Here is a 26,680-nt window from a genome sequence, read left to right as displayed (position 1 = left end):
TGATGGGTGGGGTCGCGGCCTGTGCGGCAGCGCACGGGCGCGGCGGAGCGGACCCGCCGACCACCTGGCGGCGCCGGCCGGCCGGGTCGGCCCACCTCCTTCCAACCCGAGCGAGGAACGATGACCACGGCGAAACAGATGTCTGCCGAGGAGCGGTCCGCCGCCGAGCACGCGGTGCTGCTCAGCGAGCTCGCCGAAGCGCTGCGGCGGGTCGGCCGTGGCGATCTGAAGGTGCGGCTGCCACGCCGGGCCGGGGCGGCCGGCGAGGTGGCGGACGCCTTCAACGACGTCGTCTCCCTCCAGGAACGGCAGCATCTCGACCTGCGGCGGATCAGCCGGATCGTCGGCCGGGACGGCCGGCTCACCGAACGGCTGGACGAGGAGGGGTTGGAGGGCTCCTGGGCCGACGGGCAGCGGGCGATCAACTCGCTCATCGACGATCTCGGCCGGCCGACCACCGAGATCGCCCGGGTCATCGTGGCGGTGGCCGACGGCGACCTCTCGCAGCACATGGCGCTGGAGATGGACGGCCGCCCGCTGCGCGGTGAGTACCTGCGGATCGGCCGCACCGTGAACACGATGGTGGACCAGCTCTCGTCCTTCTCCAACGAGGTGACCCGGGTCGCCCGGGAGGTCGGCATCGAGGGCGAGCTGGGCGGCCAGGCCGACGTACGCGGCGTCGCCGGCACCTGGAAGGACCTCACCGACTCGGTGAACACCATGGCGTCGAACCTGACGCACCAGGTGCGGTCGATCTCCCAGGTGACCACGGCGATGGCCCGGGGCGACCTGTCGCAGAAGATCACCGTCTCCGCCAAGGGCGAGGTCGCCGAGTTGGCGCACACCATCAACGGGCTCACCGACACGCTCCGGCTCTTCGCCGAGCAGGTGACCCGGGTGGCCCGGGAGGTGGGCACCGAGGGGAAGCTCGGTGGCCAGGCCGAGGTGCCGAACGTCGCCGGCACCTGGAAGGACCTGACCGACAGCGTCAACTCGATGGCGTCCAACCTCACCGCCCAGGTGCGGAACATCGCCCAGGTCTCCACGGCGGTCGCCCGGGGCGACCTGAGCCAGAAGATCACGGTGGCCGCGCAGGGCGAGATCCTGGAGCTGAAGGACACCGTCAACACGATGGTGGACCAGTTGTCGTCGTTCGCCGACGAGGTGACCCGGGTGGCCCGGGAGGTCGGCATCGAGGGGAAGCTCGGCGGCCAGGCCCAGGTACGCGGCGTCGCCGGCACCTGGCGGGCGCTCACCGAGAACGTCAACCAGCTCGCCGGCAACCTCACCTCACAGGTCCGGAACATCTCCCAGGTCTCCACGGCGGTGGCCAGGGGCGACCTGAGCCAGAAGATCACGGTCGACGCCCGGGGCGAGATCCTGGAGCTGAAGTCGACGGTGAACACGATGGTCGACCAGTTGTCGTCGTTCGCCGACGAGGTGACCCGGGTGGCCCGGGAGGTGGGCACCGAGGGCAAGCTCGGCGGCCAGGCCGAGGTGAAGGGCGTCTCCGGCACCTGGCGGGACCTGACGGACAACGTCAACTCGATGGCGTCGAACCTCACCTCGCAGGTCCGGAACATCGCCTCGGTGACCACGGCGGTGGCCCGGGGTGACCTGGGTCAGAAGATCACGGTCGACGCCCGGGGCGAGATCCTGGAGCTGAAGTCGACGGTGAACACGATGGTCGACCAGCTCTCGTCCTTTGCCGACGAGGTGACCCGGGTGGCCCGGGAGGTGGGCACCGAGGGCAAGCTCGGTGGCCAGGCCCAGGTCCGCGGCGTCGCCGGCACCTGGCGCGACCTGACCGACAACGTCAACTCGATGGCCTCGAACCTCACCGCCCAGGTGCGGAACATCGCCCAGGTCTCCACGGCGGTGGCCAAGGGTGACCTGTCGCAGAAGATCACCGTTGACGCCCAGGGGGAGATCCTGGAGTTGAAGTCGACGGTGAACACGATGGTGGACCAGCTCTCGTCCTTTGCCGACGAGGTGACCCGGGTGGCCCGGGAGGTCGGCACGGAGGGCAAGCTCGGCGGTCAGGCGCAGGTGAAGGGCGTCTCCGGTACCTGGCGCGACCTGACCGACAACGTCAACTCGATGGCGTCGAACCTCACCTCGCAGGTCCGGAACATCGCCTCGGTGACCACGGCGGTGGCCCGGGGCGACCTGGGCCAGAAGATCACGGTGGACGCGCAGGGCGAGATCCTGGAGCTGAAGGACACCGTCAACACGATGGTCGACCAGCTCTCGTCCTTCGCCGACGAGGTGACCCGGGTCGCCCGGGAGGTCGGCACCGAGGGCAAGCTCGGCGGCCAGGCGCAGGTGAAGGGCGTCTCCGGCACCTGGCGCGACCTGACCGAGAACGTCAACCAGCTCGCCTCCACGCTGACCACCCAGCTCCGGGCGATCGCCCAGGTCTCCACGGCGGTGACCACCGGCGACCTGACCCAGCGGATCACCGTGCAGGCCCAGGGCGAGGTCGCCGAGCTGAAGGACAACATCAACCAGATGATCGTCACGCTCCGCGAGACCACCAAGAAGAACGCGGAGCAGGGCTGGCTCGACTCCAACCTGGCCCGGATCGGCGGCCTGCTCCAGGGGCAGCGGGATCTCGTCGAGGTCTGCCGCATGATCATGACCGAGGTGACCCCGCTTGTCGACGCACAGCTCGGCGCCTTCTTCCTCGCCGACAACGAGGAGGCGGTGATGCGGCTCCGGCTCACCGCGTCGTACGGCTACGTGGCCCGGCACCACGACGTCACCTTCGGCCCCGGTGAGGGGCTGGTCGGGCAGGCCGCGCTCTCCCGGCGGACGATCCGGGTCGGCGCGCCGCCGAACGGCAACCTGACCGTCCGCTCCGGGCTCGCCGCCACACCCCCGGCCGACCTGGTGGTGCTGCCGGTGCTCTTCGAGGGGGAGCTGCTCGGCGTCATCGAGTTCGCCGGCGTCGCGCCCTTCTCCGACCTGCACCTGGCGTTCCTGGAGCGGCTGGTGCTCACCATCGGCATCGCGGTGAACACCATCCAGGCCAACCGGCGGACCGAGGAACTGCTCTCCCAGTCGCAGCGGCTCGCGCACGAGCTCCAGGAACAGTCCGCCGAGCTCCAGCGCACCAACGCCGAGCTGGAGGACAAGGCGCAGCTCCTCTCCGAGCAGAAGGGCAACATCGAGACGAAGAACCGGGAGATCGAACTGGCCCGGATCGGTCTGGAGGACAAGGCGCAGCAGCTCGCCCGGGCGTCGGCGTACAAGTCGGAGTTCCTGGCCAACATGAGCCACGAGCTGCGTACGCCGCTCAACTCGCTGCTGCTGCTGGCCCGGCTGCTGGCGGACAACTCCGAGAGCAACCTGACCGAGAAGCAGATCGAGTTCGCCCGCACCATCCACAGCGCCGGCTCCGACCTGCTCTCGCTGATCGACGACATCCTCGACCTGTCGAAGATCGAGGCGGGCCGGATGGACGTCGAGCCGACCGAGGTGCGGTTCTCCGAGATCCGCGCCTACGTCGAGCAGGCGTTCGCGCCGCAGGCCGAGGAGCAGGGCCTGGACTTCCAGGTCAGGATCTCCAAGGAGCTGTCGCCGACCCTGGTCACCGACGCCCAGCGGTTGCAGCAGATCCTCCGCAACCTGCTCTCCAACGCCGTCAAGTTCACCGACAACGGCGCGGTGACGCTGCGGATCGGGCCGGCGCCGGAGGGTGCGTTCTTCGACGTGCCGGCGCTGGCCACGGCGCGCCAGGTGGTGGCGTTCACGGTGATCGACACCGGGATCGGGATCTCGGACGACAAGCTCGGGCTGATCTTCGAGGCGTTCCAGCAGGCCGACGGCACCACCAGCCGGCGGTACGGCGGCACCGGGCTCGGGCTCTCGATCAGCCGTGACCTGGCCCGGCTGATCGGCGGCACCATCACGGTCTCGTCGGCACCGGGGCAGGGCTCGACGTTCACCCTCTTCGTGCCGGACGTGCTGGCCCCGGACGCGGTGGTCGCGCCGACACCGGTGCCGCCGCTGCAGACCAACCGCGGCGGGCTGCCGGCGATGCTGCGCACCTCGCCGGAGGTGGACCGGCCGGTGACCCCGGCCGTCCGGCAGCTCGACGGCGCCACCGTGTTGATCATCGACGACGACGTACGCAACGTCTTCGCCCTGACCAGCGCGTTGGAGCTGCACGGCATGACCGTGCTCTACTCGGACAACGGCGTGGACGGGGTACGCCTGCTCGCCGAGCATCCGGAGGTGGACATCGTGTTGATGGACGCGATGATGCCCGACCAGGACGGCTACGAGACGACCCGGGCGATCCGCCGCAACCACCGCTTCACGGACCTGCCGGTGGTCTTCCTGACCGCCAAGGCGATGCCCGGCGACCGGGAGTCGGCGCTGGGTGCCGGGGCGAGCGACTACATCACCAAGCCGGTGGACCTGGACGAGTTGATCGAGCTGATGGCCTCCTGGGTCAACGGAGATGGGCGGGAGGTCGAGGAGTGACCGTGTCCGAGGCGGAGACGATCCGGAGCGGGGGGACGATCCAGTGAGCGAGGTTGCCAAGGCCCTGCTGGTCGACGACCGGCGGGAGAACCTGATGGCGCTGGAGGCGATCCTCCAGGGGCTGCCGGTGCAGTCGGTCGCGGTGGAGAGCGGCGAGGCGGCGCTGAAGCAGCTCCTGGTGGAGGACTTCGCGGTCATCCTGCTGGACGCCCAGATGCCGGAGATGGACGGCTTCGAGACCGCGAGTCACATCAAGCGGCGGGAGCGCACCCGGCACGTACCGATCATCTTCCTCACCGCCGCCGACCGGGACGCCCAGCTCGCCCTGCGCGGGTACGCGGTCGGCGCCGTCGACTACCTGACCAAGCCGTTCGACCCGTGGGTGCTCCGGGCCAAGGTCTCGGTCTTCGTCGAGCTCTGGGTGAAGACGCGGCAGCTCGCCGCGCAGTCGGAGCTGGTCCGGGAGCGGGACAACCAGTGGCGGACCATGACCGAGGCGGTCGACGACGCGGTCGCACTGCTGCGCTCGGACGATCCGGAGAGCCGGGAGCGTGCGGCGGAGATGCTGGAGCAGGCGCGCTGGGGAGCCGTGGCCTGACGGCCGGCGGCGTGCCCGGGTCAGCCGGTCGCCTGCTCGTTGCGGATCATCAGGGCGGAGCGCAGGCCGGTGATGTCCAGCACCCGGAGCAGGAACTCGCCGACGTTGGTCAGCAGCAGCAGGCTCTGCGCGTGGCTGGCCTTGCGGCTGAGCACCACCAGCGTGCCGAGGCCCTGGGAGTCACAGAACGTGACATCCGCCAGATCCAGCACGATTCGGGGCGGTGCGTCGGTGAGCACCTCGTTGACGACACTGGACAGCCTGGCGGCGGTGAGCATGTCGATCTCGCCGGCGAGGCGAAGCGTCGCCTCGTCGGTCGTCCGCTGCACGCCGATGGTCAGCTCCGCCCGGTTCACCCGATCAGCCTATCGCGACCCACCCGAACCGGCCTGTCGATGGCCCACCGCCCCGCCGGAGAGCGCCCCCCGCGCCAGCGGAGGGGGCTCCCGCGCCAGCGGAGAGGGCTCCCGCGCCAGCGGCGGCGGTCGTCCCTGCCCCGCCGGAGGGCGGGCCGGCGCCGACGGCGGTCGTGACGTGGGCGACGGCGGACGGGGTGGGTGCCGGGCGCACAGGTGGCGCTGACAGAATGGCGGGACCGTGACTGAGACGCACCCCGCCGGCCCCGGTCGCTATCCGGCCGAGGCACCGGCCTCCGAAGCCCTGTTCGACCGCGCCCGCACACTCGTGCCGGGCGGGGTGAACTCTCCCGTACGCGCCTTCCTGGCCGTCGGCGGCACGCCCCGGTTCATGGCCCGGGGCGAGGGGGCGTGGCTGGTCGACGCCGACGGGCGGCGCTACGTCGACCTGGTCTGCTCCTGGGGGCCGCTGATCCACGGGCACGCCCACCCCGAGGTGGTCGCGGCGGTGCGGGCCGCCGCCGCCCTCGGCACCAGCTTCGGCACCCCGACCGAGGGCGAGGTCGAGCTGGCCGCCGAGATCGTCGCGCGTACCCCGGTCGAGCAGGTCCGGCTGGTCAACTCGGGGACCGAGGCGACCATGTCGGCGATCCGGCTGGCCCGGGGCTTCACCGGGCGGGGCACGGTCGTCAAGTTCGCCGGCTGCTACCACGGGCACGTCGACGCGCTGCTCGCCTCGGCCGGCTCGGGGGTCGCCACCCTCGGCCTGCCCGACTCGCCCGGGGTCACCGGCGCGGCGGCGAGCGAGACCATCGTGCTCCCCTACAACGACGTGGCCGCGGTCGAGGCGGCCTTCGCGGCACGCGGGCCGGAGATCGCCGCGGTCATCACCGAGGCCGCGCCCGGCAACATGGGCGTGGTGGCGCCCCGGCACGGGTTCAACCAGGCGCTGGCCCGGATCGCCCACGCGCACGGCGCGCTGCTGATCGTGGACGAGGTGATGACCGGGTTCCGGGTCTCGGCGGGCGGCTGGGCCGGGCTGGATCCGGTCGACGCCGACCTCTACACCTTCGGCAAGGTGATGGGCGGCGGGCTGCCGGCGGCGGCGTTCGGCGGGCGGGCCGAGGTGATGGGGCGGCTCGCCCCGGCCGGCCCGGTCTACCAGGCCGGCACGCTCTCCGGTAACCCGCTGGCCACCGCCGCCGGGCTCGCCTCGCTGCGGCTGGCGGACGCGGCGACGTACCGGCGGCTGGACGAGACGGCCGCCACCGTGGGCAAGCTGGCCGGTGACGCGCTGGCCGCCGCCGGGGTGCCGCACCGGCTCTCGTACGCCGGAAACATGTTCTCGATCTTCTTCACCGACGCGGACGTGTACGACTACGACACCGCGCGGGTCCAGGACGTGGCGGCGTTCCGGGCGTTCTTTCACGCGATGCTGGCCGGCGGGGTCTACCTGCCGCCCAGCTCCTTCGAATCGTGGTTCGTCTCGACGGCGCTGGACGACGCCGCGCTGGAGCAGGTCGCGGCGGTCGTGCCGGTCGCGGCGCAGGCTGCGGCGGCGGCCGGTCACGGGGGGTGACAAACGTGGGCAGCAGGACGGTCGTGCACGTGCTCCGGCACGGTGAGGTCTACAACCCGGACAGGATCCTCTACGGCCGGCTGCCCGGCTACCGCCTCTCCGAGCTCGGGGTGCAGATGGCGAAGGCCGCCGCGCAGGCACTCGCCGACCGTAACGTCACGCACGTGGTGGCGAGTCCGCTGGAGCGGGCCCAGCAGACCGCCGAGCCGATCGCCGGGCAGTTCGGGCTGCCGGTCGGGGTGGACGAGCGGCTGATCGAGAGCACCAACTGGTTCGAGGGCAAGCGCGTCTCGCCCGGCGACGGCTCGTTCCGGGACCCGCGCAACTGGTGGGTGCTGCGCGACCCGGTCACCCCGTCCTGGGGCGAGGCGTACACGGCGATCGCGGAGCGGATGTTCGGGGCACTGCACGCGGCCCGGATCGCCGCCGAGGGGCGGGAGGCGGTCTGCGTCTCGCACCAGCTTCCGATCTGGACCCTGCGCCGCTACGCCGAGCGCAAGCGCCTCTGGCACGACCCGCGCAAGCGGCAGTGCGGGCTGGCCAGCCTGACGTCGTTCCACTTCGACGGTGCCAAGATCGTCGGGATCGGCTACACCGAGCCGGCCGCGCACCTGATCGCCATGTCGCCGACGGCCCGGACAGCCAAGGGGGCATGATGAGCCGCCCCCGGCGGGCCGCCGGCCCCGGTGCGCCCGTCGCGCTCGCGGTCGCCGTCTCCGCCACCGTCGCCGCCGTGACGCTGGCCCTGGCCGGCTGCTCGGGCGGCGGTGCCGGAGGCGCGGGCGGCGGCGACTGGCGGGACGACTGCCCGACGGAGGGCGGCATCGTCGAGTGCGCCCCCGAGCACCGTCCGCCGGCTCCGGCGGTCGCCGGTGAGCTGCTGACCGGCGAGGGGTACGACCTGACCCGGGATCGCGGCCACGTTGTGGTGGTCAACTTCTGGGGCTCCTGGTGTGCGCCGTGCCGGGCCGAGGCCGACGACCTGGAGGCGACCTACCAGGCGACGAGGGACCGGGGCGTACGGTTCCTCGGGATCAACATCCAGGACGGGCGGGACAAGGCGAAGGCGTTCGAGGCGGCGTACAAGATCGATTATCCGAGCCTCTTCGACCCGCCGAGCCGGCTCGCGCTGGCCTTCGACATCCCGCCGAACTCGATCCCGGCCACCATCGTGCTCGACCGGGAGCACCGGATAGCGGTGGTGATCCGGGCCGGGACGACCCGGGACGCCCTGGAGCCGATCGTCTCCCGGATCGCGGGCGAGGCCCCGCCACCGGCCGGCCCGGCGGGTGAATCGGCCCCGCCGGGTCCGGGTGCCTCGGCCCCGCCGGGTCCGGATGCCTCGGGCGGGCCGGGCTGATGGGTGAGACCTTCGCCGAGCTTGCCCGGAGCGGGCCGGTGCTGCTGGCGATCGGGGCGGCGGCGCTGGCCGGCCTGGTGAGCTTCCTCTCCCCGTGCGTGCTGCCACTGGTGCCCGGCTACCTGTCCTACGTGACCGGGCTGGCCGGCAGCGACCTGGAGCGGCGCCGCGCCGCGACCGACCCCGCCCCCGGCGGGGTGCGGGCCGACCGTGTCCCTGACGGGGCGCCGGCCGACCGCGTCTCCGTTGGGGCGCCGGCCGGTGGCGGGGAGTCGGTGGGGAGCGGGGTGGCGGTGGTCGCCGGGCCGGCGACCCGGCAGACGTCCGGGATGGTCCGGGGCCGGGTGCTCGCCGGCACGCTGCTCTTCATCGCCGGCTTCACCGCCGTCTTCACCCTGACCGCCGTGCTGGTCACCGCCGCCGGCCAGGCGCTGTTCGCGCAGAAGCGACCGCTGGAGATCGGCATCGGGCTCGTGATCATCGTGCTCGGCCTCTCCTACCTCGGGCTGGTCCCCGGGATGCAGCGGGAGTTCCGGATCCGGCGCCTGCCCAGCGCCGGGCTGCTCGGCGCCCCGGTCTTCGGCGCGGTCTTCGCGCTCTCCTGGGTGCCCTGCGTCGGCCCGACCCTCGGCGCCGTGGTCGGGATGGGGACGGTGAGCGGCCAGGCCGACCGGGCCGCCGTGCTCGCCGTCGCGTACTGCCTGGGGCTCGGGTTGCCCTTCGTCGCCTTCGGGCTCGGCTTCGACCGGCTGCTCGGGCTCTTCCGGGCGGTGCGCCGCAACAGCCGCTGGGTCACCCGGGTCGGTGGCGCGCTGCTGATCGTCATCGGGTTGGCCCTGGTCACCGGCGGTTGGCAGGACCTGGTGATCTGGTTGCAGACCACGGTCGGGGTCGGCGAGGTGAGCATCTGATGCCGACCCGGGAGCCGGAGCGGGCGACCGGAGCCGGCGCGCCGGCCGGGGTGGTCGACCCGGCGCCGTCGGCGGGCGGCGGCCCGGCCGGAGGTGCCGAACCGCCCCGGGTACGCCGGGTGCCGCGCCCGCTGGCACTGCTGCGCAACTCGTGGCGGCAGCTCACCAGCATGCGTACGGCGCTGATCCTGCTCTTCCTGCTCGCGGTGGCCGCCATCCCCGGCTCGGTGCTGCCGCAGCGCAACATCAATATCGAGAACGTCAACCGGTACGCCGTCGAGCATCCCGACCTCTACCCGATCCTGGACCGGATCGGCGGCTTCGACGTCTACGCCTCGCCGTGGTTCTCCGCAATCTACGTACTCCTCTTCACCTCGCTTGTCGGCTGCATCGTGCCGAGGCTGCGCGACCATTTCCGCGCGCTGCGCGCCGTGCCGCCGCCCGCCCCGAAGCGGCTCGACCGGCTGCCGCAGCACGCCGTGCTGGCCGACCACGACGGCGACCTGGCGGCGATCACGGCGACGCTGCGGAAACGGCGCTGGCGGGTGGCGGTCCGGGGCGACACGGTCTCGGCGGAGAAGGGATATCTCAAGGAGACCGGCAACCTGCTCTTCCACTTCTCGCTGATCGGGGTGCTGCTCGGGATCGGGCTCGGGTCCTGGTACGGCTGGCACGGCAACCGGCTGCTGGTCGCCGGCCCGGAGAACGCCTTCTGCAACACCCTCCAGCAGTATGCCGAGTCGAAGCTGGGGCACCGGGTGGACGGCGGTGACCTGCCGCCGTTCTGCCTGGAGCTGGCGGACTTCACGGCGACGTTCCTGCCGACCGGGCAGCCGGAGTCGTTCCGGGCCGAGGCGATCGTGGAGCAGGGGGACCGGGAGCCGTACCGGGCGGATTTCTCGGTCAACGATCCGTTGCGGCTGGACGGGGCCAGCGTCTACCTGCTCGGGCACGGCTACGCGCCGATCCTGCGCTACACCGACCGCAACGGCGAGACGCAGACCAGCGACGACGCGTTCCTCACCATCGACGGCAACCTGACCAGCGAGGGAGTGGCGGCCTTCCCGGACGTCAACCTCGACCCGGTGACCGGTGCGCGCAACCCCGACCTCCAGGTCGCCTTCGAGGGGCTCTACCTCCCGACCGCACCGGACTCGCCGCCCTTCGTCCGCTCGACCTACCCGGCGGAGCGTTCCCCGGCGGTGATGCTCTTCGCCTACCGGGGCAACCTGGGGTTGGACGCCGGGGTGCCCGGGTCGGTCTACCGGCTCGACCAGCGCCAGGTGAGCAGTGGCAAGCTGAAGCAGGTCGGCGACGCCAGGCTGTTGCGCCCCGGTGAGACGTGGACGCTGGACGACGGCACGTCTGTGGAGTTCCTCGGCACCCGCCAGTACGTCACCATCTCCGTCCGCTACGACCCGGGCGAGCGGATCGTGCTGATCAGCTCGGTGCTGCTGCTGGTCGGGCTGATGCCGTCGCTGTTCGGGCGGCGCCGCCGGGTCTGGTTCCGGCGCACGACGGGTCGTAGTAGTTTGGTGGAGGTCGGTGGCCTGCCGCGTACCGAGTACGCCGGGTTCGCCGACGAGTTCGCCCGGCTCGTCGCCGAGACGCGACCCGGGCGCCCGGGAGACGACGAGCCGCGACCCGGCGGAGTGCGACCCGACGAGGAGACCGACTGATGGCTGCGCTGTCCGACCAACTTCTGGTGGTCGCGGTCCTCGCCTACCTGCTGGCGATGATCTGCCACGCCGTCGAGTACGCCTTCGGCACCCGCAGCGTCATCGGCCGCGCGGCGACCCGACCGGAGCGCGAGCGGGTTCTCGTCGGTGCCGGTGCCGGTGCCGGTGCTGGTGCTGGTGCTGGTGCTGGTGCTGGTGACGGCATCGGTGACGGTGCCGGCATCGGTGTCGGTGGCGGTGTCGGTGGCGGCATCGGTGGCGGTCCGGTCGACGTGGACGACGTGGTGGCGCCGGGGGGTGGGACGCCGGCCTCCCGGGCGGTGCTGGCCGGGCGGGCCGCCGTCGCGCTCACCGTGCTCGCCGCCCTGGCCCACCTCGCCGTACTTGTCACCCGGGGCGTCGCCGCCGAGCGCATGCCGTGGGGCAACATGTACGAGTACCTGCTCTCGGTCACCTTCGTCGGGGTGGTCGGCTGGCTGGTGCTGCTCCAGCGGCGTACGACACTGCGCCACCTCGGGCTCTTCGTCACGCTGGCCATGGTGCTGCTGCTGGCGGTCGCCGGGATGGTGCTCTACGTGCCGATCGTGCCGCTGGTGCCGGCGCTCGACTCCTACTGGTTCGTCGTGCACGTGGCGACGATCGCCACCTCCTCCGGCATCCTGCTGCTCGGGGCGGTGCCGGCGGTGATGTACCTGATCCGGGACGGTTACGACCGGGGCAGGCGGAGTTTCCCGTACAGCCTCGGGGCGCGGGTGCCGGCCGCCGACACGCTGGAGCGGTTGACCTTCCGGCTGCACGCCTTCGCCTTCCCGCTCTTCACCTTCGGGGTGATGGCCGGTGCCGTCTGGGCCGAGGCCGCCTGGGGGCGGTACTGGGGCTGGGACCCGAAGGAGGTCTGGGCCTTCATCTCCTGGGTGGTCTACGCCGGCTACCTGCACGCCCGCGCGACGCCGAGCGTGAAGCGCCCGGTGGCGACCTGGATCGCCGTGCTCGGCTTCCTGACCATGCAGATGAACCTCTACGGCGTCAACATCTTCTTCGAGGGCCTCCACTCCTACGCCGGCCTAAACTGACTCTCTCTTCTGCTGCGATGAAGATCGCGGATCTTGGAACCGGATGGTCGCCATGGCGACTCTCCCGTTCCAAGATCCGCGATCTTTTCGTGCTCAAGGTGGTGGTGGGGGTAGCCAGGCGAGGAAGCGGGTGGTCAGGGTGGCGGTGTCGGTGCAGGGCTGGTCGGCCAGGGCGGTGAGCAGCTTGCGGGCGAGGTGTAGCCGCAGCCCCTGCCGGTCGTCCTGAAACATCGCCAGCAGGGCGAGCCGGGCCGGCTGGCAGGGCCACTTCCCTCCGCAGGTGCGGCAGAGGAAGAGCGGGCGGATCGGCAGGTGCGGGCGGAAGCCGGCGAAGAACAGATAGGTCATCGCCGGGCCCGCTCGGCCGCCCGTGCCCGGATCGCCCGTGAGAAGCGGCTGTTGGTGGTCCTGGCGCGGGCCGGCGGCGGTGGCGGTGGCGGGTCGGAGGCGACGGCGTCCGGTGGCGGCGGTGGCGGTGGCGGTGGCGGGTCGGAGGTGACCGCATCCAGTGGTGGCGGTGGCGGTGGCGGGTCGGAGGTGACCGCATCCAGTGGTGGCGGTGGCGGTGGCGGGTCGGAGGCGACCGCGCCGGCCCGTCCGGCGTCCGCTGGCGGCGGTGTTGGTGGCGGTGGTGTTGACCGCAGCGGTGTTGGTGGCGGGTAGGGCATGGGGACAAGTGCGATGGAGTCCGGGCAGCGCCAGCGCCACCCGCATCGGCAGTAGCGCCACAGTCGGCGCCAGTCCCGGCGGTGTCGGGGTCTGATTCGGCGTACCCGAGCCATGCTGCCCTCCAATTGTCGGGGAATTGTGGCTGCGGGAGCGGCGCGCGGGATCCGTACATATCCCGGCGCCGCCCCCGCCCGTTCCCGCCCGGCCTTCGTGGGCATTGCCGTGCCCGGTTTCGAGCGGGACCGTGATGTCTTCCACAGTGGCCCGACAGGCCCTACCCTCGGTAGGGCTCGACACGCGTTGTGGCTGGCCACCGTGCATTGTGTGCGGTGTGTGGCGCGCCGGCAGACCGGTGAGGAGGGTGTGATCGTGGACGATCGACTGCGATATCTGCTCGACGAGTTGCGGCTGACCCGGGAGGCTCGGGGAATGACCCAGGAGGATCTGTCCCGGCATATTCCGTGGGCATCCTCCACCATTGGCATGATCGAAAGTGGGCGCCGCAAACCGCCGCCGGGATTCTGGGACGCGGTCGACGCCGCATTGCAGACCGGGGGCGCGCTGGGGCGGCTCGCCCTCCGGCTCGGCTCGCCGCAGTGGTTCGTCGAGTGGTCCGGCGCCGAGGAGAACGCCGCGTCGCTGCGGTCGTACGAGGCGCTGGTGGTGCCGGGGCTGTTGCAGACCGAGGCGTACGCGCGGGCGGTGCTCACCGATGCCGGGCTGACCAGCCTGGAGGAGGCGGAGCGCCGGCTCGCCGTCCGGCTGGCCCGGCAGGCGGTGCTGACCCGGCCCGACCCGGTCGACTTCACCGCCGTGCTCGACGAGGGCCTGCTGCACCGCCCGGTCGGCGGGGCGGCGGTGATGCGCGAGCAACTGGAGGCGCTGGTCGCCGCCGCCGCGCTGCCGCACGTGCGGCTGCACGTCGTCCCGGCGTCGGTCGGGGCGTACGCTGGGCTGAACGGGCCGTTCGTGATCGCCACCGCGCCGGACCGGACGGAGGCCGGCTATCTCGACAACCAGTTGGCCGGCGACGTGGTCGAGCGGGCGACGGACCTGGCGGCGTTGCAGCGGGCCTGGGAGGCGGTGCGGAGCGAGGCGCTGCCGCAACAGCAGACCATCGAGTTGATACGGGAAGTGGCGGAGAAATGGATCTGACCGGCGCGGTGTGGGTCAAGAGCACGCGGAGCAGCGGCAACGGCGGTAACTGCGTGGAGGTGGCGGGCAACCTGCCCGGGGTGGTGGGGGTGCGGGACAGCAAGGACCGGCCGGGGCCGGCGCTGCTCTTCGCCCCGGCGGCCTGGCGCGCCTTCGTCCGGGCCCTTCCGCCCCGCTGACGCCCCGCCAATCCCTTCCACCCGCCAACCCCTCCCACCCGGCACCCACACCCGGCACGATCTGTCGGCGATCTCGGGCCGCCGCCAACCCGGCGGCGGCCCGAATGCTCTTCGCGTGGTTGAGCGGGGTCCTGTCGTAGCGCGGGGCGGCCCGTGGCGTCCCCGTCCCGCTTGACGCTTTCCGATATCGGAATATGATGGCTGCCGTGGCACGAGCAGCGACGACGTCGGACGCGTTCAACGCGATCGCCGAGCCGCAGCGCCGGGACATCCTGGCGCTGCTGCGGGCGGGTGAGTGGCCGGTGACCGACCTCGCCCAGGAGCTGGGGATGAGCCAGTCGCAGGCTTCCAAGCACCTGCGGGTGCTCCGGGAGGTGGGGCTGGTGCGGGTCCGCGAGGCGGGCAAGCAGCGCCTCTACGGCCTGGACGCCCGAGGTCTGCGGCCCGTCCACGAGTGGGTGGGCGGGTTCGAGCGGTTCTGGAACGAGAGCTTCGACCGGCTGGACACCTACGTGCAGGAACTCAAGCAGACACGTCAGGAGGACTGACCGATGGCAGGCACAGGGGCAGGGACAGGGCGGGAGACGCGGGCGGAGTCGGCGACGGCCGACCGGGAGATCACGATCTCCCGGGTGATCGACGCCCCACGGGAGCTGGTCTTCGAGGCGTTCACCGAGGTCCGGCACCTGTCGCGGTGGTGGGGGCCGGACGGCTTCACCACCACGACCCGGTCCTTCGAGTTTCGGGTGGGCGGGGAGTGGGACTTCGTGATGCACGGGCCGGACGGGACCGACTACTCCGAGTGGATCACCTGGACCGAGATCGCCCCACCGGAGCGGATCGCGCTGCTGCACGGCGAGTCCCGCGACGACCCGAACGCCTTCGAGTCGACCCTGACCTTCACGCCGGACGGTGCGGCGCCGACCGTCGGGCCGGAGGGTGCGGCGCCGACCGTCGGGCCGGAGGGTGCGGCTACCCGGATCGTGATGCGCACGGTGTTTCCCAGCAGGCAACTGCGTGACGACGCGGTCGAGAAGTACCACGCGATCGAGGGCGGCCAGCAGACCCTGAGCAACCTGGCGACCTACGTCGCCGAGATCGCCGCAAAGAACGAGAGCCGCTGATGGCCGGGAAGGTCTTCTTCAGCGTGTCGATGTCGCTGGACGGCTTCAGCGCGCCCGAGTCGATGGAGGGCGCGCTTGCCACGACCGAGCAGCGGAAGCAGGACCCGAGGCTGGAGCGCTGGATGGCGCAGTGGATGGAACTACAGGCGTGGATCTTCCCGCAGCGGTTCTTCCGGGAGAGCCTCAAACTGGGCGAGGGCGGTGAGGAGGGGCGCGACAACGACATCGCCCGGGAGACGTTCGCGCGGACCGGCGCGAGCGTCATGGGCAAGCGCATGTTCGACGGCGGCGAGCGGGCATGGCCGGAGGAGGCGCCCTTCCACACCCCCGTCTTCGTCGTCACCCACCAGCGGCGCGACCCCTGGGAACGGCCGGGCGGGACCACGTTCCACTTCGTCAACGACGGCATCCACAGCGCGCTGGGCCAGGCCCGCGCTGCCGCCGGCGACCGGGATGTCCGCATCGCCGGCGGCAGCGAGACGATCGTGCGGTACCTCAACGCCGGCCTGGTCGACGAGTTCTCGATCGCGCTCTCGCCCGTGCTGTTCGGCGCCGGCACCCGCCTGTTCGACGGCGTGGACGCGTCCAGGATCGCGCTGGAGCCGGTCCGATCGGAGTCGTCGCCACGGGCGACCCACCTGAGCTACGCCGTGCACCCGCGCTGACCAACCGTGCCTCCACGGTTGTCCGGGCGAGGGTGGCTGGTCCGGCCGATGGTGGCTGGCCGGGGCGAGGGTGGCTAGCCACGGTGGGAGGCGTGCGGCCGGTCGATCTCGTAGGTCGCCGAGTCGAAGTCGGCGAAGCCGCCGTCGGCGCCGAGATCCTGCACCCAGAGACCGACGAAGGCGCCGGTGAAGCCCCACGCCTCCGGCTCACCCTCCACCCGGCGTACCGCGTGCTCGTCGGAGAGGATTGTCGCGTCCAGTTCGACGGGAAGCTCCCGCCAGTCGTCGTCGACCCCGTCCACGGTTGTCGACGTGCCGGGCGCGTAGCCGAAGGTGAGGGCCGGGCCGGCGAGGCGGACGCGCAGGCGTACCCGGTCGAGGTTGCCGGCGTCGACCCGGCAGCCGGCGTGCTGGACGCGGCGGCCGCCGTCGCAGGACATCACCTCGAGCACGCGCCGGCCGTCGTCGTCCGCCGTCAGGTAGAGGTAGTGCCAGTTCTGGCTGTTGTAGTACGCGGTGATGCCGGCGAGCTGCCGGTAGCTGTCCGGGCGGAACTCCATCGTCGCGGTCAGCGTGCAGTGCGTGCCGGTGACGCGCCGGGCCACCAGGCTGGGGCGCTGCCGCCCGACCGGCGACTGCCCGCCGTAGACCCGCAGGTAGGAGGGGCGGGCCGTGAGCTGCACCCAGTCCGGCGTGGCCGGGCGGCGCAGCGTCGACCAGTCGGGGCCGAGCTCCGGCGCGTCGAAGTCGTCGTGGTCGAACCCGGGATCGGCGCCGGCCGCCGTGGTGATCGAGGAGGAGGTCCCGGCCGGCGCCGGCACCGTCACGGCGGGGACGCCGCCGTCGATGCGCGGCCAGCCGTCCCGGTCCCAGGTCACCCGCTGGATCGCGGTCTCCCGGCCGAGCACGCAGCGGCCGAGTGGCGAGTACGGTCGCGCCACGAGATGCGCCATGTACCACTCGTCGTCCGGGGTGCGGACCAGGCTGCCGTGCCCGGCCTTCTGCAACTCGAGCTCGGGCCGCCCGGCCGAGGTCAGCATCGGGCCGTCGGGGTCGACCTCGTAGGGGCCGAACAGCTCGCGCGATCGTGCCACCGTGACCTGGTGCGGCCAACTGGTCCCGCCCTCGGCGGTGACGAGGTAATACCAGCCGTCCCGGCGGTAGATCCGGGGTGCCTCGGTCAGCCCCACCGGGGTCCCCTCGAAGATGATCCGCTCCGCGCCGACCAGCTTGCGGGCCGCCCGGTCGTACCGCTGGATCTGGATGCCCGCGAACCGGTTGCGACCCTCCCGCCAGTCGGCGGTCATCGACAGCAGCCAGCTCGTGCCGTCGTCGTCGTGGAAGAGCGACGGGTCGAACCCGCGGGCGTGCAGCGGCACCGGATCGCTCCACGGCCCGGCAAGATCGGCGGCGGTGACCAGGTAGTTCTGGGAGTCCCAGTAACCCATGGCAAAGCTGGAGACGTCGGTGTAGACGAGGTGGAACAGGCCGTCGGCGTAGCTCAGGTCCGGAGCCCAGACCCCGGCCGAGTCGGCGGCGCCGCGCAGGTCGAGCAGCCGCCGCTCGGTGAGGATGCCGCCGAGCGGCCGCCAGTGCGCCAGGTCCGTCGAGTGGTGCAGGCGTACGCCCGGACACCACTCGAAGGTCGACGTGGCGATGTAGTAGTCGGTGCCGACCCGCAGGATGACCGGGTCCGGGTGGAAGCCGGGCAGCACCGGGTTGTGAATCAGCCCGCCCTCGCTCGGGGTCGTCGCGGCGCCTCGTGTCGCGGCTGTCATGTCGTCCTTTCCAGGATCGTCCCACCGGTCGGCGCCTCGTCGGGCGGGAGCGGGCGCAGCCGATTGTTACCGCCAAATAGACTTACGGAGGGAACGGTAGCGGCGTAGGCTCGATTGTCGCAACAGGTAAATTGCGCTCTGATGGAAACGGCGGACGACGTGACCCGGATGCGGATCGTCGGAGGAAGCCTGGCGCTCGACTATGTCAACACGCGCAGCGGGCCGCCGGTCGGTCCCCCCGACGACGACATCCTGCACCGCTACGACGACCTGGTGGCCTGGGCCGGCTGGATCGGCGTGCTCGACCAGGCGGAGATGGCGGCGCTGCGCCGGCAGGCGGCTGAGCAGCCGGCTCGGGCCCGTGCCGCGTACCGGCGCGCCCTGGAGGTCCGGGAACTCCTCGACGGCCTGTTCCGAGCGGCGGCCGAGGGCGGGCAGCCCGCCGCCGCCGACCTGACCCGGCTCCGGGACGGCGCGGCGGAGGCGTACGCGCACGCGCGGTTCGTCCCCGGCGTGGCCGGCTTCCGGTGGAGCTGGCCCGGTCAGGCCGAGCTCGCCGGCCCGCTGTGGCCGATCGTCCACGCCGCCGTCGAGCTGCTGACGACCGGCCCGCTCGACCGGATCAAGGCGTGCGGCGGCTGCCGCTTCCTCTTCGTCGACGAGAGCAAGAACCGCAGCCGTCGCTGGTGCAGCATGGAGGACTGCGGCACCGCCGCCAAGATCCGACGGTACGTCGCCCGCCGCGCCGCCACCCGAGCCGGCGCCGGCCACTGACCCGTCCGGCTGCTGACCCGTCCGGCCAGCCAGGCGTCAGAGTTAGAAGTACGATTCTTAGAAGTGTACTTCTAATGGAGGGCGGCGCTGGGTGGGGATTCAGAAGCCGGCGGAGATCTTCGATCGGGACGCCGAGTGGGCCGAGCTGTCCCGCTTCGTCGCCGACGACCGGGAGGGTGCGACGCTGGGCGTGGTCAGCGGGCGGCGGCGACAGGGCAAGACGCTCCTCCTCTACGAGCTCGCCCGCGCCACCGGCGGCTTCTACTTCGGCGCCACCGAGGCCACGCCGGCCGACTCGCTGCGCCGGCTGGGAGTGGCGCTGGGGCAGCACACCGACGCCCCGGGGCCGGTCGAGCTGCCCGACTGGGAGCACGCGGTCGACGGCCTGCTCGCGCTCGGGCGCAGCCGCCCGACCACCGTCGTGCTCGACGAGTTTCCCTACCTGGCCCGATCCAGCCGGAACCTGCCCTCCGTCCTGCAGCACGCCCTGACGCCGGGGCGCGGCGAGCGCACCGGATCGCGTACCCGGATCCTGCTCTGCGGGTCGGCGCTCTCGTTCATGGGCGGACTGCTCGCCGGCTCGGCCCCGCTGCGTGGCCGGGCCGGCCTGGAACTGCCGATCCAGCCGCTGGACTACCGTGCCGCCGCGCGGTTCTGGGGACTCGCCGACCCGGCACTGGCCGTCCGGGTCTTCGCGATCGTCGGGGGCACCCCGGCCTACCGGCGTGAGTACGTCTCCGACGACGCCCCCGCAGACCTGGCCGACTTCGACGACTGGGTGGCACGTGCCGTGCTCAACCCGGCCCGGCCGCTCTTCCGGGAGGCGCGCTATCTGCTCGCGGAAGATCCGGACCTGCGGGAGACGGCCCTCTACCACTCCGTGCTCGCCGCCGTCGCCGAGGGCAACGCCACCCGGGGCGGAATCGCCGGATACATCGGGCGCAAGGCCACCGACCTGCAACATCCGCTGACGGTGCTGGAGGACGTCGGCCTGCTCGTCCGCGCTCCTGACCCGTTCCGACAAGGCCGGAGCAGCTACCGGATCACCGAACCGCTGGTGACGTTCTACCAGGCGGTGATGCGCCCGGCCTGGACCGCACTGGAGCAGCGTCGCGGGGCGGACGTCTGGCGGCGCTCCCAGCGCCGGTACGCGAGCGCCGTGCTCGGCCCCTGCTTCGAAGGGCTGGTCCGGGAGTGGGTGCTCCGGTTCGCCGCCCCGGAGACCCTGGGTGGCCCGGTCGCCGACGTCAACTCGGCCGTGCTCGGCGACCCGGTCGGCCGGACGAGCCACGAACTGGATCTCGTCGCGGTCGGCGAGCCGCCGCTCGGCGACGGACCACGCCCGCTCCTGGCGATCGGCGAGGTCAAGTGGGGCCGCCGGCTCGGCGAGCCCGATCTCGACCGGCTGCACCGGATCCGTACGCTGCTGCGCGGCCGCGCCGGTCACGACACCCGCGACGTACGGCTGGTGCTGGCCAGTGCCGAGGGCTTCACCGAGCAGCTCGTGGCGGCCTCGGCCGGGCGCCCGGACGTCGTCCTGGTCGACCGGCACCGCCTCTACACCGGCGACTGACCCCGGTGCACCCGACCCCGGAAGCGGCCCCTGATCCCGCCCCCGGCTCTCCGGGTGCGGGACATTGCTTGTAGATCTTGACGAGTTGTTGTCGTCGGGAGCGACAACAACTCGTCAAGATCTATTGAAGGGTCTCGGCTGCCGGCGGAGTTTCGGGTTGGGAGAGCGGGGTTCGCCGGGGCGGAGAGCCGGAGGACCTCTCTTCGATGTCGGGGCGGCCTGTCGTGAGGGAATCTTGCTATTGACAAGATGGTTGTCGTCCCGGAATCTTGACGGTGACAAGTTGGGTATCGTGCCACCTCCGGGGAGACCACCATGTCGTCCGCGACGCAGACCACCGCCGCCATCCTGCTGATCACCGTCTCGACCATCGCGTTCGGCGGGCTGTCCCTGCTCATGCAGCTCGTCCGGCGGATACCCGGCTATCTCGACAACCCCGTCCGGCGGGCGCTCTGGACCGCCGGGCACGCACACGCGGGCGTACTGGTGCTCTTCGCCCTCGTCGCGCTCCTCTACCTGGACCGGAGCGACTACGGCGACGGCATGCGGACGCTGATCCGTACCCTCCTGGTCGCCGCGCCGATCCTGATGCCGCTCGGCTTCTTCCTCTCCGTCGTCCGCCCCTCGGACACCCGGCCCAACAGGCTGATCTGGCTGGCGGTGGCCGGTGGGGTCGGCCTGGTGGCCGGCACCCTGCTGCTCGGCATCGGCCTGCTCTGAGGCGCCGGCCCGGTCCGTGCCGGTGGGAGAGCGGTCAAGGGGGAGGACCCGGCCGTGGGCCCGTGCCGGCGGGAGGCCGGTCACGCCGGGGGACCCGGCCGTGCCGCCCCGCTCGCGGGTGCGACAGACTAGCCAGCATGGCGGCTCGTGGCTTCCCGTACACCGATCTCCGGGAGTTCCTCACTGCGCTGGAGGGTGCCGGCGAGTTGCGCCGGGTGCCGGTGCCGGTGGACCCGACGCTGGAGATCAGCGAGGTGGTCACCCGGACCGTCCGGGCCGGCGGCCCGGCCCTGCTCTTCGAGCGCCCGACCCGGGGCGAGATGCCGGTGGCGATCAACCTCTTCGGCACCGAGCGACGGATGGCGATGGCACTCGGCGTCGACCGGCTCGACGAGATCGGTGAGCGGATCGGTGCGCTGGTCAAGCCGGAGCTGCCGGTCGGCTGGTCCGGCATCCGCGAGGGCCTGGGCAAGGTGATGCAGCTCAAGTCCGTACCGCCGAGGAAGGTCAGGACCGCCCCCTGCCAGCAGATCGTCTACCGGGGTGACGACGTCGACCTGAACCGGCTCCCCGGCCTCCAGGTCTGGCCCGGCGACGGCGGGGTCTTCCACAACTACGGGCTGACCCACACCAGGCATCCGGAGACCGGCAAGCGCAACCTCGGGCTCTACCGGTTGCAGCAGCACTCGCCCAACACCCTCGGCATGCACTGGCAGATCCACAAGGACTCCACCGCGCACCACGCCGTCGCGGAGCGTCTCGGCCAGCGGTTGCCGGTGGCGATCGCCATCGGCTGCGACCCGGTGGTCTCCTACGCCGCCTCGGCCCCGCTCCCCGGTGACATCGACGAATACCTCTTCGCCGGCTTCCTCCGGGGCGAGCGGGTCGAGATGGTCGACTGCCTGACCGTGCCGCTCCAGGTGCCGGCGCACGCCCAGATCGTGCTGGAGGGCTACCTGGAGCCGGGCGAACGGCTGCCCGAGGGGCCCTTCGGCGACCACACCGGCTTCTACACCCCGGTCGAGCCGTTCCCGGTGCTGCACGTCGAGTGCATGACCACCCAGCGAGAGCCGGTCTACCACTCGATCATCACCTCCAAGCCGCCGCAGGAGGACCACGGCCTCGGCAAGGCCACCGAGCGGATCTTCCAGCCGCTGCTCAAGCTCCTGATCCCGGACATCGTCGACTACGACCTGCCGGCCGCCGGGGTCTTCCACAACTGCGCGATCATCTCGATCCGCAAGCGCTACCCCAAGCACGCCCAGAAGGTGATGAACGCGATCTGGGGTGCCCACCTGATGTCGCTGACCAAGCTGATCGTGGTGGTGGACGAGGACTGCGACGTGCACGACTACGCCGAGGTCGCCTGGCGGGCCTTCGGCAACGTCGACTACGCCCGCGACCTGCTGCTCACCGAGGGGCCGGTGGACCACCTGGACCACTCGTCCTACCAGCAGTTCTGGGGCGGCAAGGCCGGGGTGGACGCGACCCGCAAGCTGCCGACCGAGGGCTACACCCGGGGCTGGCCGGAGGAGATGACCATGTCGCCGGAGGTCCGGTCGCTGGTCGACAAGCGCTGGACGGAGTACGGCATCTCATGACGGCGGTGGCAGAGTCGCCGGGGCGGGTGAAGTCCTTCCTCCGGCTGGTGGCGATCGAGCACTCGGTCTTCGCGCTGCCGTTCGCCTATCTCTCGGCGCTGACCGCGATGCAGCGGCACGGCGGGCAGGTGCGCTGGCTCGACCTGCTGCTGATCACCATCGCCATGGTCGGGGCGCGGACCTTCGCCATGGCCGCCAACCGGATCATCGACCGGCGGATCGACGCGCGTAATCCGCGTACCGCCGGCCGGGAGTTGGTGACCGGGGCGGTGAGCGTCCGGACGGCCTGGACCGGCGCGGCCGTCGCGCTGGCGGTCTTTCTCGCCGCCGCGGCGGCGCTCAACCCGCTCTGCCTGGCCCTGGCCCCGCTCGCCGCGATACCGCTGGTGGTCTACCCGTACGGCAAGCGGTTCACCGACTGGCCGCACGCGATCCTGGCGCTCGCCCAGATGGTCGGCCCGGTCGGCGCCTGGCTCGCGGTCACCGGCACCTTCGCCGGCTCCGGCCCGGCCTGGCTGCTCGGCGCGGCGGTCGGGCTCTGGATCGGCGGCTTCGACCTGATCTACGCCTGCCAGGACACCGAGGTCGACCGCCGGATCGGGGTACGCAGCGTCCCCGCCCGGTACGGCCTCCGGTTCGCCCTGCACGCCTCGACCGTCGCCCACGTCGTGACGTTCGTCCTCTTCATCTGGTACGGCGAACTGGTCGGGCTGGGCTGGCTCTGGTGGGTCGGGCTGGCGCTGACCGCGCTCGCCTTCGGCTACCAGCACGTGGTGGTCACCCCGGGCGACCTGTCCCGGGTCAACCGGGCGTTCTTCACCGCCAACGGGTTCGTCGGGATCGCCCTCTTCGTCTTCGCCCTGCTCGATCTGGTAATCCGGCTCGACCTCGCCGGATAGCGACGTACGACGCTACGGGCACGACGGTACGGGCACGACGGTACGGGCACGACGCGGTACGGGCACGACGGTCGTCGGTCTGCGGTGGCGCGTATGGGGCGTACCAGGAGCCGTACCGGGCGTATCAGGCGGCGTATCGGGCGTCTGCGGCGGCGTATCGGGCGATACCAACTACGCGCTAGGACTATCGACAGTCCTTCCTGTACGAATTGACAATGACGCTGTGACAGGGAGTGAGCGCAAGGTCTGGGTCATCGGCGGCTCCGTGTCGGCGGCGGTGCTGGTGGTCGTCGCGGTCGTCGGATGGCTGCTCGGTGCCGAGGCGGTCGGCTCGGTCGTCGGTGTCGGTGGCCTCCTCGTGGCGATCATCAGTCTCGCCCCGCTGCTGGGCGGACGGTCCGCGACAGCGGCGGATGGGGCGCCCGAATCCATCACCGTGATCCGGGCCGGCCTGCTCGGTCGAGTGCGCCGGGTGCTGGTCCGGGCCACCGGCGGCAGCCGGAGCGAGGTCTCGGCCGGCCCGGGCGGCATCGTCGAGGACGCCAGCGTCGATCATCGCTCCACACCGCCCCGGCAGGCGGAGCCGAGTGAGCCGGCGGCACCGCTTGCACCGGCGGCACCGCTTGCACCGGCGGCACCGGTAGTGCCGGCGGCACCGGTAGTGCCGGCGGCACCGGTAGTGCCGGCGGCACCGGTAGTGCCGGTTGCGCCCGCCGTACCGGCGGCACCGGCCGCATCGGCGGCACCGGCCGCATCGGCCGCACTGGTCCATACCCGGGTGGCCGAGGCTGGCGGCGACCTGCCGCCGGCGCCGGCCGCCCCGGTCGCGTCGTCGGCCGCCCCGGTCGCGTCGTCGGCCGCCCCGGTCGCGTCGTCGGCCGCCCCGGTCGCGTCGTCGGCCGCCCCGGTCGCGTCGTCGGCCGCCCCGGTCGCGTCGTCGGCCGCCCCGGTCGCGTCGATGAGCCGGCCGTCCGAAGCGGAGATGGAAGTCCGGTTGGTCGACGGGATGGTCAGCCGCGACGCACAGCTCGACCGGATTCTCCAGAAGATCCACAGTGGCGCGACCGGGATCTTCGCGGTGCTCGGTGGGCACGGAATGGGCAAGTCCGCGTTCCTGCGGCAACTGCACGACCGAATCGACCGCGACGCACCGGACGTGCTACGAATGCCCGCGGACGGCGCGATGCTCGTCGACAGGTACGGCCTCTCCGAGGCGCTCAGCGGCCAGTACGGTGACGGCCTCACCCCGACCGCAGCCGGCCTGCTGCTGGAGCGGTCGTCGAACCTCCTCGGTGATCTGGTCAGCAACTTCGCGTCGCCGTCCGGGCTGGGCCGGCCGGGTGGTGGCGGTCGGTGGTTCAGAGAGTTGATTCTCGCGATCGCCGCGGCGAAATCGGCTGCCGACCGCCCGATCCAGATCAACAACGAGTTCTCCACGATCGGCGGGGGCCGGGTGGAGGACAACCGTGTCGACGTCACCATCGCGGAGACGGCGGCCGCCATCGTGGAGCGGGCCCGGAAGGCGCAGTGGCGGATCGACGAGGCGTTCGTCGCGGACTGGAGGGCCTGGCTGCGAGGGCGGCGCGCCGTGGTGATCCTGGACGGGTTCGAGACGCTCATCGACGACGCGGTGGGGCAGTGGCTGGTCGGGCTCGCCCGGCGGCTGCCGAACACCCTCGTCGTCGTTCCGCTCGTCCCCGGCGACTACGCGGAGCACGTCCAGCGCCTGGTGGACCCGGACCGCTCGCAGGGCCTCCCTTTCCTCTCCGTCGCCGAGGTACGGCAGTACCTGCGTCACCACCTGGGCGGCGGCGCGACGGCGGAGCTGGCCGAGGCGGTGCACGACTTCACCGGCGGGCACCCGTCCGCCGTCGGGCTGGTCCACCGGCTCATCCAGGAGCGCGGCGAGGAGGCCCGGCAGCCGGACCGGCTGCGCGGCGTGCTGACACGCCTCTCCGCCGACGGCGCGCTCAACGTCGCCCACCTGGTCGAGGCGGTCCTGGGCCGGCGCCGGGGACTGTTGCGGGCGGTCGAGGCGGCAGCCCTGCTGAACTCCTTCGACGCGCCGCTGCTGCAACGACTCCTTGACACCGACGCGGAGCTCGACGGGGCGAAGGGCAGCCAGGTGGAGCGGGGTGCGCCGGTCGCCGGCGCCGTCATCGCGGAGTGCCAGCGGCTCGGCCTGCTCGACCGGGCCACCGACGGGACACGGTTCCGGGTGCACGAGTTCATCCGGCCGGCCCTGGCCGCGCAGATGGCCCAGCTCTATCCGGAGCGGTGGGCGCCGATGCACCGGGCCGCCGCGGCGCACTACTTCGAGCTGATCGGCAAGTTCGAGGACAAGACCGACAAGGCGTACGGGTCCTGGTACAAGTACGAGGACCCGGTCTGGCAGGCGTACGAGACCGAGTGGCTCTACCACTGCGCCCAACTGCCGGACGACCGTTACCTGACCCGGACCCGCTTCGTGCTCATCTTCATGGAGGCGTTCTGGTGGTGGGGTCTCTACGTCGACTTCCCCTTCTGCCACCACCTGCTGGAGAGCTGGGAGTCGGCGGCCCGGGACGACGACGACCGGAAGTTGCTGGGGCAACTGCACCGGTTCCTGCTCAACTACCTGCCCGGCCCCGACAAGCCCAAGGGCCCACACTGGACCGAGGTCCGGCGGGCGCTGCGCGCGATCCGCGAGGTCTGTGGCCTGCACAGCGGCCAGCGGGACCGGCGGTTGCCGGCCGAGGTCCAGGAGAGCCAGTCCCGTACCGCGCTCTACCTGCGGCTCTTCCACGCGCACGCACTCTGGTACGACGGCAGCCTGGCAAAGGCCGACGAGGAGTACCGCAGGCTCGAAGCGGATTTCCTCGAACTCGGCGACGACGTGATGACCGCGTGGCTCTACTACGAGTGGAGCGACATAGCGATCGCGGCCGGCGACCGGGCCGGGGCCGCCGCCCACCTGGGGCAGGCCCTGCGGCTCAGCCGGGAGATGGCCGACGGGCCGGACGGCGAGGTCGACTCGGAGCTGCTGGCGAACCTGCACCGCTGCCTCGGCGACCTGTGCTGGCCGCACGATCCGGTCACCGCCGCCACCGAGTACGGGCTCGCGGTGCGGAACGCCTTCCTGTTCCAGCGCACCGCCGACGCCCTCGACCACAGCGTGAACCCGCCGGACGAGTACACCCAGCGCTTCTACCAGGAGATGTCGGACCGGGCGACCGGCCGGGCCCGCGAGTCGGCGTCCCGGGCCGATCGGGCCGGGATACTCGCCGCGCTGGTCGCGCCGACCGGCGGTGCGGTGCCGGGCGACCTCGGGCCGGGGGCGCTGGCCGGACTCTTCCCGCGCAACGTCCTCGAAGCGGAGCTGCATCGCAGCGAGTCGGAGTTCGCCGACTACTGGGGTGATCTGGTGGACGGGTGGGAGCTCGACGTCCTCGCGGAGATGGAGCGGGCGATCGCCCTGGCCGACCGGATCGGCGCGGAGACGGCGGCCGGATAGGTG

Annotated in this window: 22 protein-coding genes and 1 pseudogene; 19 read left to right on the top strand and 4 right to left on the bottom strand. The window is 72.0% G+C overall.

The window, feature by feature from the left end; genetic code table 11:
• Nucleotides 1-120: 120 nt before the first annotated feature.
• Complete coding sequence (locus tag ACN27G_RS28355; RefSeq protein ID WP_421495780.1) at nucleotides 121-4,491, top strand: HAMP domain-containing protein; 4,371 nt, start codon at nucleotides 121-123, stop codon at nucleotides 4,489-4,491.
• Nucleotides 4,492-4,534: 43 nt separating this feature from the next.
• Complete coding sequence (locus ACN27G_RS28350; protein ID WP_421495779.1) at nucleotides 4,535-5,089, top strand: response regulator; 555 nt, start codon at nucleotides 4,535-4,537, stop codon at nucleotides 5,087-5,089.
• A 20-nt stretch (nucleotides 5,090-5,109) separates the two neighbouring features.
• On the opposite strand, the gene ACN27G_RS28345 is transcribed toward ACN27G_RS28350, so the two are convergent.
• Nucleotides 5,110-5,445 (bottom strand): STAS domain-containing protein, encoded by a 336-nt coding sequence (locus tag ACN27G_RS28345; RefSeq protein WP_421495778.1) that lies wholly within the window; start codon nucleotides 5,443-5,445, stop codon nucleotides 5,110-5,112.
• 241 nt (nucleotides 5,446-5,686) lie between these two features.
• On the opposite strand from ACN27G_RS28345, the gene hemL reads away from it, so the two are divergent.
• From hemL to ccsB, 6 genes and pseudogenes are all read left to right on the top strand, one after another.
• A complete protein-coding gene (gene hemL, locus ACN27G_RS28340; protein WP_421495777.1) occupies nucleotides 5,687-7,024 on the top strand; it encodes a glutamate-1-semialdehyde 2,1-aminomutase in 1,338 nt (445 codons plus the stop codon).
• Nucleotides 7,021-7,680 (top strand): histidine phosphatase family protein, encoded by a 660-nt coding sequence (locus tag ACN27G_RS28335; protein WP_421495776.1) that lies wholly within the window; start codon nucleotides 7,021-7,023, stop codon nucleotides 7,678-7,680. Before hemL ends, ACN27G_RS28335 begins: the two co-directional genes overlap by 4 nt.
• Nucleotides 7,680-8,312, top strand: a pseudogene (locus ACN27G_RS28330) (TlpA family protein disulfide reductase); the annotation flags it as partial. The gene ACN27G_RS28335 and the pseudogene ACN27G_RS28330, both read left to right, overlap by 1 nt.
• A gap of 71 nt (nucleotides 8,313-8,383) precedes the next feature.
• Nucleotides 8,384-9,295, top strand: coding sequence for a cytochrome c biogenesis CcdA family protein (locus tag ACN27G_RS28325; RefSeq protein ID WP_421495775.1), 912 nt, complete (start codon nucleotides 8,384-8,386; stop codon nucleotides 9,293-9,295).
• Nucleotides 9,295-10,974 carry a cytochrome c biogenesis protein ResB gene (resB, locus tag ACN27G_RS28320; RefSeq protein WP_421495774.1) on the top strand — a complete coding sequence of 560 codons (1,680 nt, stop codon included), beginning with the start codon at nucleotides 9,295-9,297 and terminating at the stop codon, nucleotides 10,972-10,974. The genes ACN27G_RS28325 and resB overlap by 1 nt, the downstream gene beginning before the upstream one ends.
• On the top strand, nucleotides 10,974-12,047 hold the full coding sequence (ccsB, locus tag ACN27G_RS28315) for a c-type cytochrome biogenesis protein CcsB (RefSeq protein ID WP_421495773.1): 1,074 nt from the start codon (nucleotides 10,974-10,976) through the stop codon (nucleotides 12,045-12,047). The genes resB and ccsB overlap by 1 nt, the downstream gene beginning before the upstream one ends.
• Nucleotides 12,048-12,140: 93 nt before the next feature.
• Here ccsB and ACN27G_RS28310 read toward each other — a convergent pair whose 3' ends face one another.
• Together ACN27G_RS28310 and ACN27G_RS28305 are read right to left on the bottom strand one after the other, a co-directional pair.
• On the bottom strand, nucleotides 12,141-12,395 hold the full coding sequence (locus ACN27G_RS28310) for a flavin reductase (RefSeq protein WP_421495772.1): 255 nt from the start codon (nucleotides 12,393-12,395) through the stop codon (nucleotides 12,141-12,143).
• Nucleotides 12,392-12,715, bottom strand: coding sequence for a hypothetical protein (locus ACN27G_RS28305; protein ID WP_421495771.1), 324 nt, complete (start codon nucleotides 12,713-12,715; stop codon nucleotides 12,392-12,394). Before ACN27G_RS28305 ends, ACN27G_RS28310 begins: the two co-directional genes overlap by 4 nt.
• A gap of 370 nt (nucleotides 12,716-13,085) precedes the next feature.
• Here ACN27G_RS28305 and ACN27G_RS28300 point away from each other — a divergent pair, with 370 nt between their 5' ends.
• The 5 genes from ACN27G_RS28300 (at nucleotide 13,086) to ACN27G_RS28280 (ending at nucleotide 15,839) form a co-directional block, all read left to right on the top strand.
• The gene (locus ACN27G_RS28300) at nucleotides 13,086-13,871 is read left to right on the top strand and encodes a helix-turn-helix domain-containing protein (protein WP_421495770.1); all 786 of its coding nucleotides are present in this window, start codon (nucleotides 13,086-13,088) and stop codon (nucleotides 13,869-13,871) included.
• Nucleotides 13,862-14,050, top strand: a complete 189-nt coding sequence (locus ACN27G_RS28295; protein ID WP_421495769.1) for a DUF397 domain-containing protein — start codon at nucleotides 13,862-13,864, stop codon at nucleotides 14,048-14,050. The genes ACN27G_RS28300 and ACN27G_RS28295 overlap by 10 nt, the downstream gene beginning before the upstream one ends.
• A gap of 206 nt (nucleotides 14,051-14,256) precedes the next feature.
• Nucleotides 14,257-14,598, top strand: a complete 342-nt coding sequence (locus ACN27G_RS28290; RefSeq protein WP_421495768.1) for an ArsR/SmtB family transcription factor — start codon at nucleotides 14,257-14,259, stop codon at nucleotides 14,596-14,598.
• Between the two features lie 3 nt (nucleotides 14,599-14,601).
• A complete protein-coding gene (locus ACN27G_RS28285) occupies nucleotides 14,602-15,174 on the top strand; it encodes an SRPBCC family protein (RefSeq protein ID WP_421495767.1) in 573 nt (190 codons plus the stop codon).
• Nucleotides 15,174-15,839, top strand: coding sequence for a dihydrofolate reductase family protein (locus ACN27G_RS28280; RefSeq protein WP_421495766.1), 666 nt, complete (start codon nucleotides 15,174-15,176; stop codon nucleotides 15,837-15,839). The genes ACN27G_RS28285 and ACN27G_RS28280 overlap by 1 nt, the downstream gene beginning before the upstream one ends.
• A gap of 74 nt (nucleotides 15,840-15,913) precedes the next feature.
• Here ACN27G_RS28280 and ACN27G_RS28275 read toward each other — a convergent pair whose 3' ends face one another.
• Nucleotides 15,914-17,617: a glycoside hydrolase family 43 protein gene (locus ACN27G_RS28275; RefSeq protein WP_421495765.1), complete on the bottom strand. Its 1,704-nt coding sequence runs from the start codon at nucleotides 17,615-17,617 to the stop codon at nucleotides 15,914-15,916.
• A gap of 141 nt (nucleotides 17,618-17,758) precedes the next feature.
• Here ACN27G_RS28275 and ACN27G_RS28270 point away from each other — a divergent pair, with 141 nt between their 5' ends.
• The 6 genes from ACN27G_RS28270 (at nucleotide 17,759) to ACN27G_RS28245 (ending at nucleotide 26,677) form a co-directional block, all read left to right on the top strand.
• Nucleotides 17,759-18,391, top strand: coding sequence for a CGNR zinc finger domain-containing protein (locus tag ACN27G_RS28270; RefSeq protein ID WP_421495764.1), 633 nt, complete (start codon nucleotides 17,759-17,761; stop codon nucleotides 18,389-18,391).
• A 91-nt stretch (nucleotides 18,392-18,482) separates the two neighbouring features.
• A complete protein-coding gene (locus ACN27G_RS28265) occupies nucleotides 18,483-19,964 on the top strand; it encodes an ATP-binding protein (RefSeq protein ID WP_421495763.1) in 1,482 nt (493 codons plus the stop codon).
• 315 nt (nucleotides 19,965-20,279) lie between these two features.
• Nucleotides 20,280-20,684, top strand: a complete 405-nt coding sequence (locus tag ACN27G_RS28260; protein ID WP_421495762.1) for a hypothetical protein — start codon at nucleotides 20,280-20,282, stop codon at nucleotides 20,682-20,684.
• A 137-nt stretch (nucleotides 20,685-20,821) separates the two neighbouring features.
• Complete coding sequence (locus tag ACN27G_RS28255; RefSeq protein ID WP_421495761.1) at nucleotides 20,822-22,285, top strand: menaquinone biosynthesis decarboxylase; 1,464 nt, start codon at nucleotides 20,822-20,824, stop codon at nucleotides 22,283-22,285.
• Complete coding sequence (gene mqnP, locus ACN27G_RS28250; RefSeq protein ID WP_421495760.1) at nucleotides 22,282-23,184, top strand: menaquinone biosynthesis prenyltransferase MqnP; 903 nt, start codon at nucleotides 22,282-22,284, stop codon at nucleotides 23,182-23,184. Before ACN27G_RS28255 ends, mqnP begins: the two co-directional genes overlap by 4 nt.
• Nucleotides 23,185-23,407: 223 nt before the next feature.
• On the top strand, nucleotides 23,408-26,677 hold the full coding sequence (locus ACN27G_RS28245) for a hypothetical protein (protein WP_421495759.1): 3,270 nt from the start codon (nucleotides 23,408-23,410) through the stop codon (nucleotides 26,675-26,677).
• Nucleotides 26,678-26,680: the final 3 nt, after the last annotated feature.

It is taken from the genome of Plantactinospora sp. WMMB334 (assembly GCF_049179095.1).
Taxonomy (GTDB): domain Bacteria; phylum Actinomycetota; class Actinomycetes; order Mycobacteriales; family Micromonosporaceae; genus Plantactinospora.
The sequence above is the reverse complement of the archived record's forward strand: the minus strand, read 5'-3'. Positions and strand labels throughout refer to the sequence as shown.

Bases quoted from the DNA above. Each gene is read 5' to 3' on its own strand.
- ACN27G_RS28355 (WP_421495780.1), top strand. From the start codon at position 121: ATGACCACGGCGAAACAGATGTCTGCCGAGGAGCGGTCCGCCGCCGAG.
- ACN27G_RS28325 (WP_421495775.1), top strand. From the start codon at position 8,384: ATGGGTGAGACCTTCGCCGAGCTTGCCCGGAGCGGGCCGGTGCTGCTG.
- resB (WP_421495774.1), top strand. From the start codon at position 9,295: ATGCCGACCCGGGAGCCGGAGCGGGCGACCGGAGCCGGCGCGCCGGCC.
- ccsB (WP_421495773.1), top strand. From the start codon at position 10,974: ATGGCTGCGCTGTCCGACCAACTTCTGGTGGTCGCGGTCCTCGCCTAC.
- ACN27G_RS28310 (WP_421495772.1), bottom strand. From the start codon at position 12,395: ATGACCTATCTGTTCTTCGCCGGCTTCCGCCCGCACCTGCCGATCCGC.
- ACN27G_RS28305 (WP_421495771.1), bottom strand. From the start codon at position 12,715: ATGCCCTACCCGCCACCAACACCGCTGCGGTCAACACCACCGCCACCA.
- ACN27G_RS28295 (WP_421495769.1), top strand. From the start codon at position 13,862: ATGGATCTGACCGGCGCGGTGTGGGTCAAGAGCACGCGGAGCAGCGGC.
- ACN27G_RS28285 (WP_421495767.1), top strand. From the start codon at position 14,602: ATGGCAGGCACAGGGGCAGGGACAGGGCGGGAGACGCGGGCGGAGTCG.
- ACN27G_RS28280 (WP_421495766.1), top strand. From the start codon at position 15,174: ATGGCCGGGAAGGTCTTCTTCAGCGTGTCGATGTCGCTGGACGGCTTC.
- ACN27G_RS28275 (WP_421495765.1), bottom strand. From the start codon at position 17,617: ATGACAGCCGCGACACGAGGCGCCGCGACGACCCCGAGCGAGGGCGGG.
- ACN27G_RS28270 (WP_421495764.1), top strand. From the start codon at position 17,759: ATGGAAACGGCGGACGACGTGACCCGGATGCGGATCGTCGGAGGAAGC.
- ACN27G_RS28260 (WP_421495762.1), top strand. From the start codon at position 20,280: ATGTCGTCCGCGACGCAGACCACCGCCGCCATCCTGCTGATCACCGTC.
- ACN27G_RS28255 (WP_421495761.1), top strand. From the start codon at position 20,822: ATGGCGGCTCGTGGCTTCCCGTACACCGATCTCCGGGAGTTCCTCACT.
- mqnP (WP_421495760.1), top strand. From the start codon at position 22,282: ATGACGGCGGTGGCAGAGTCGCCGGGGCGGGTGAAGTCCTTCCTCCGG.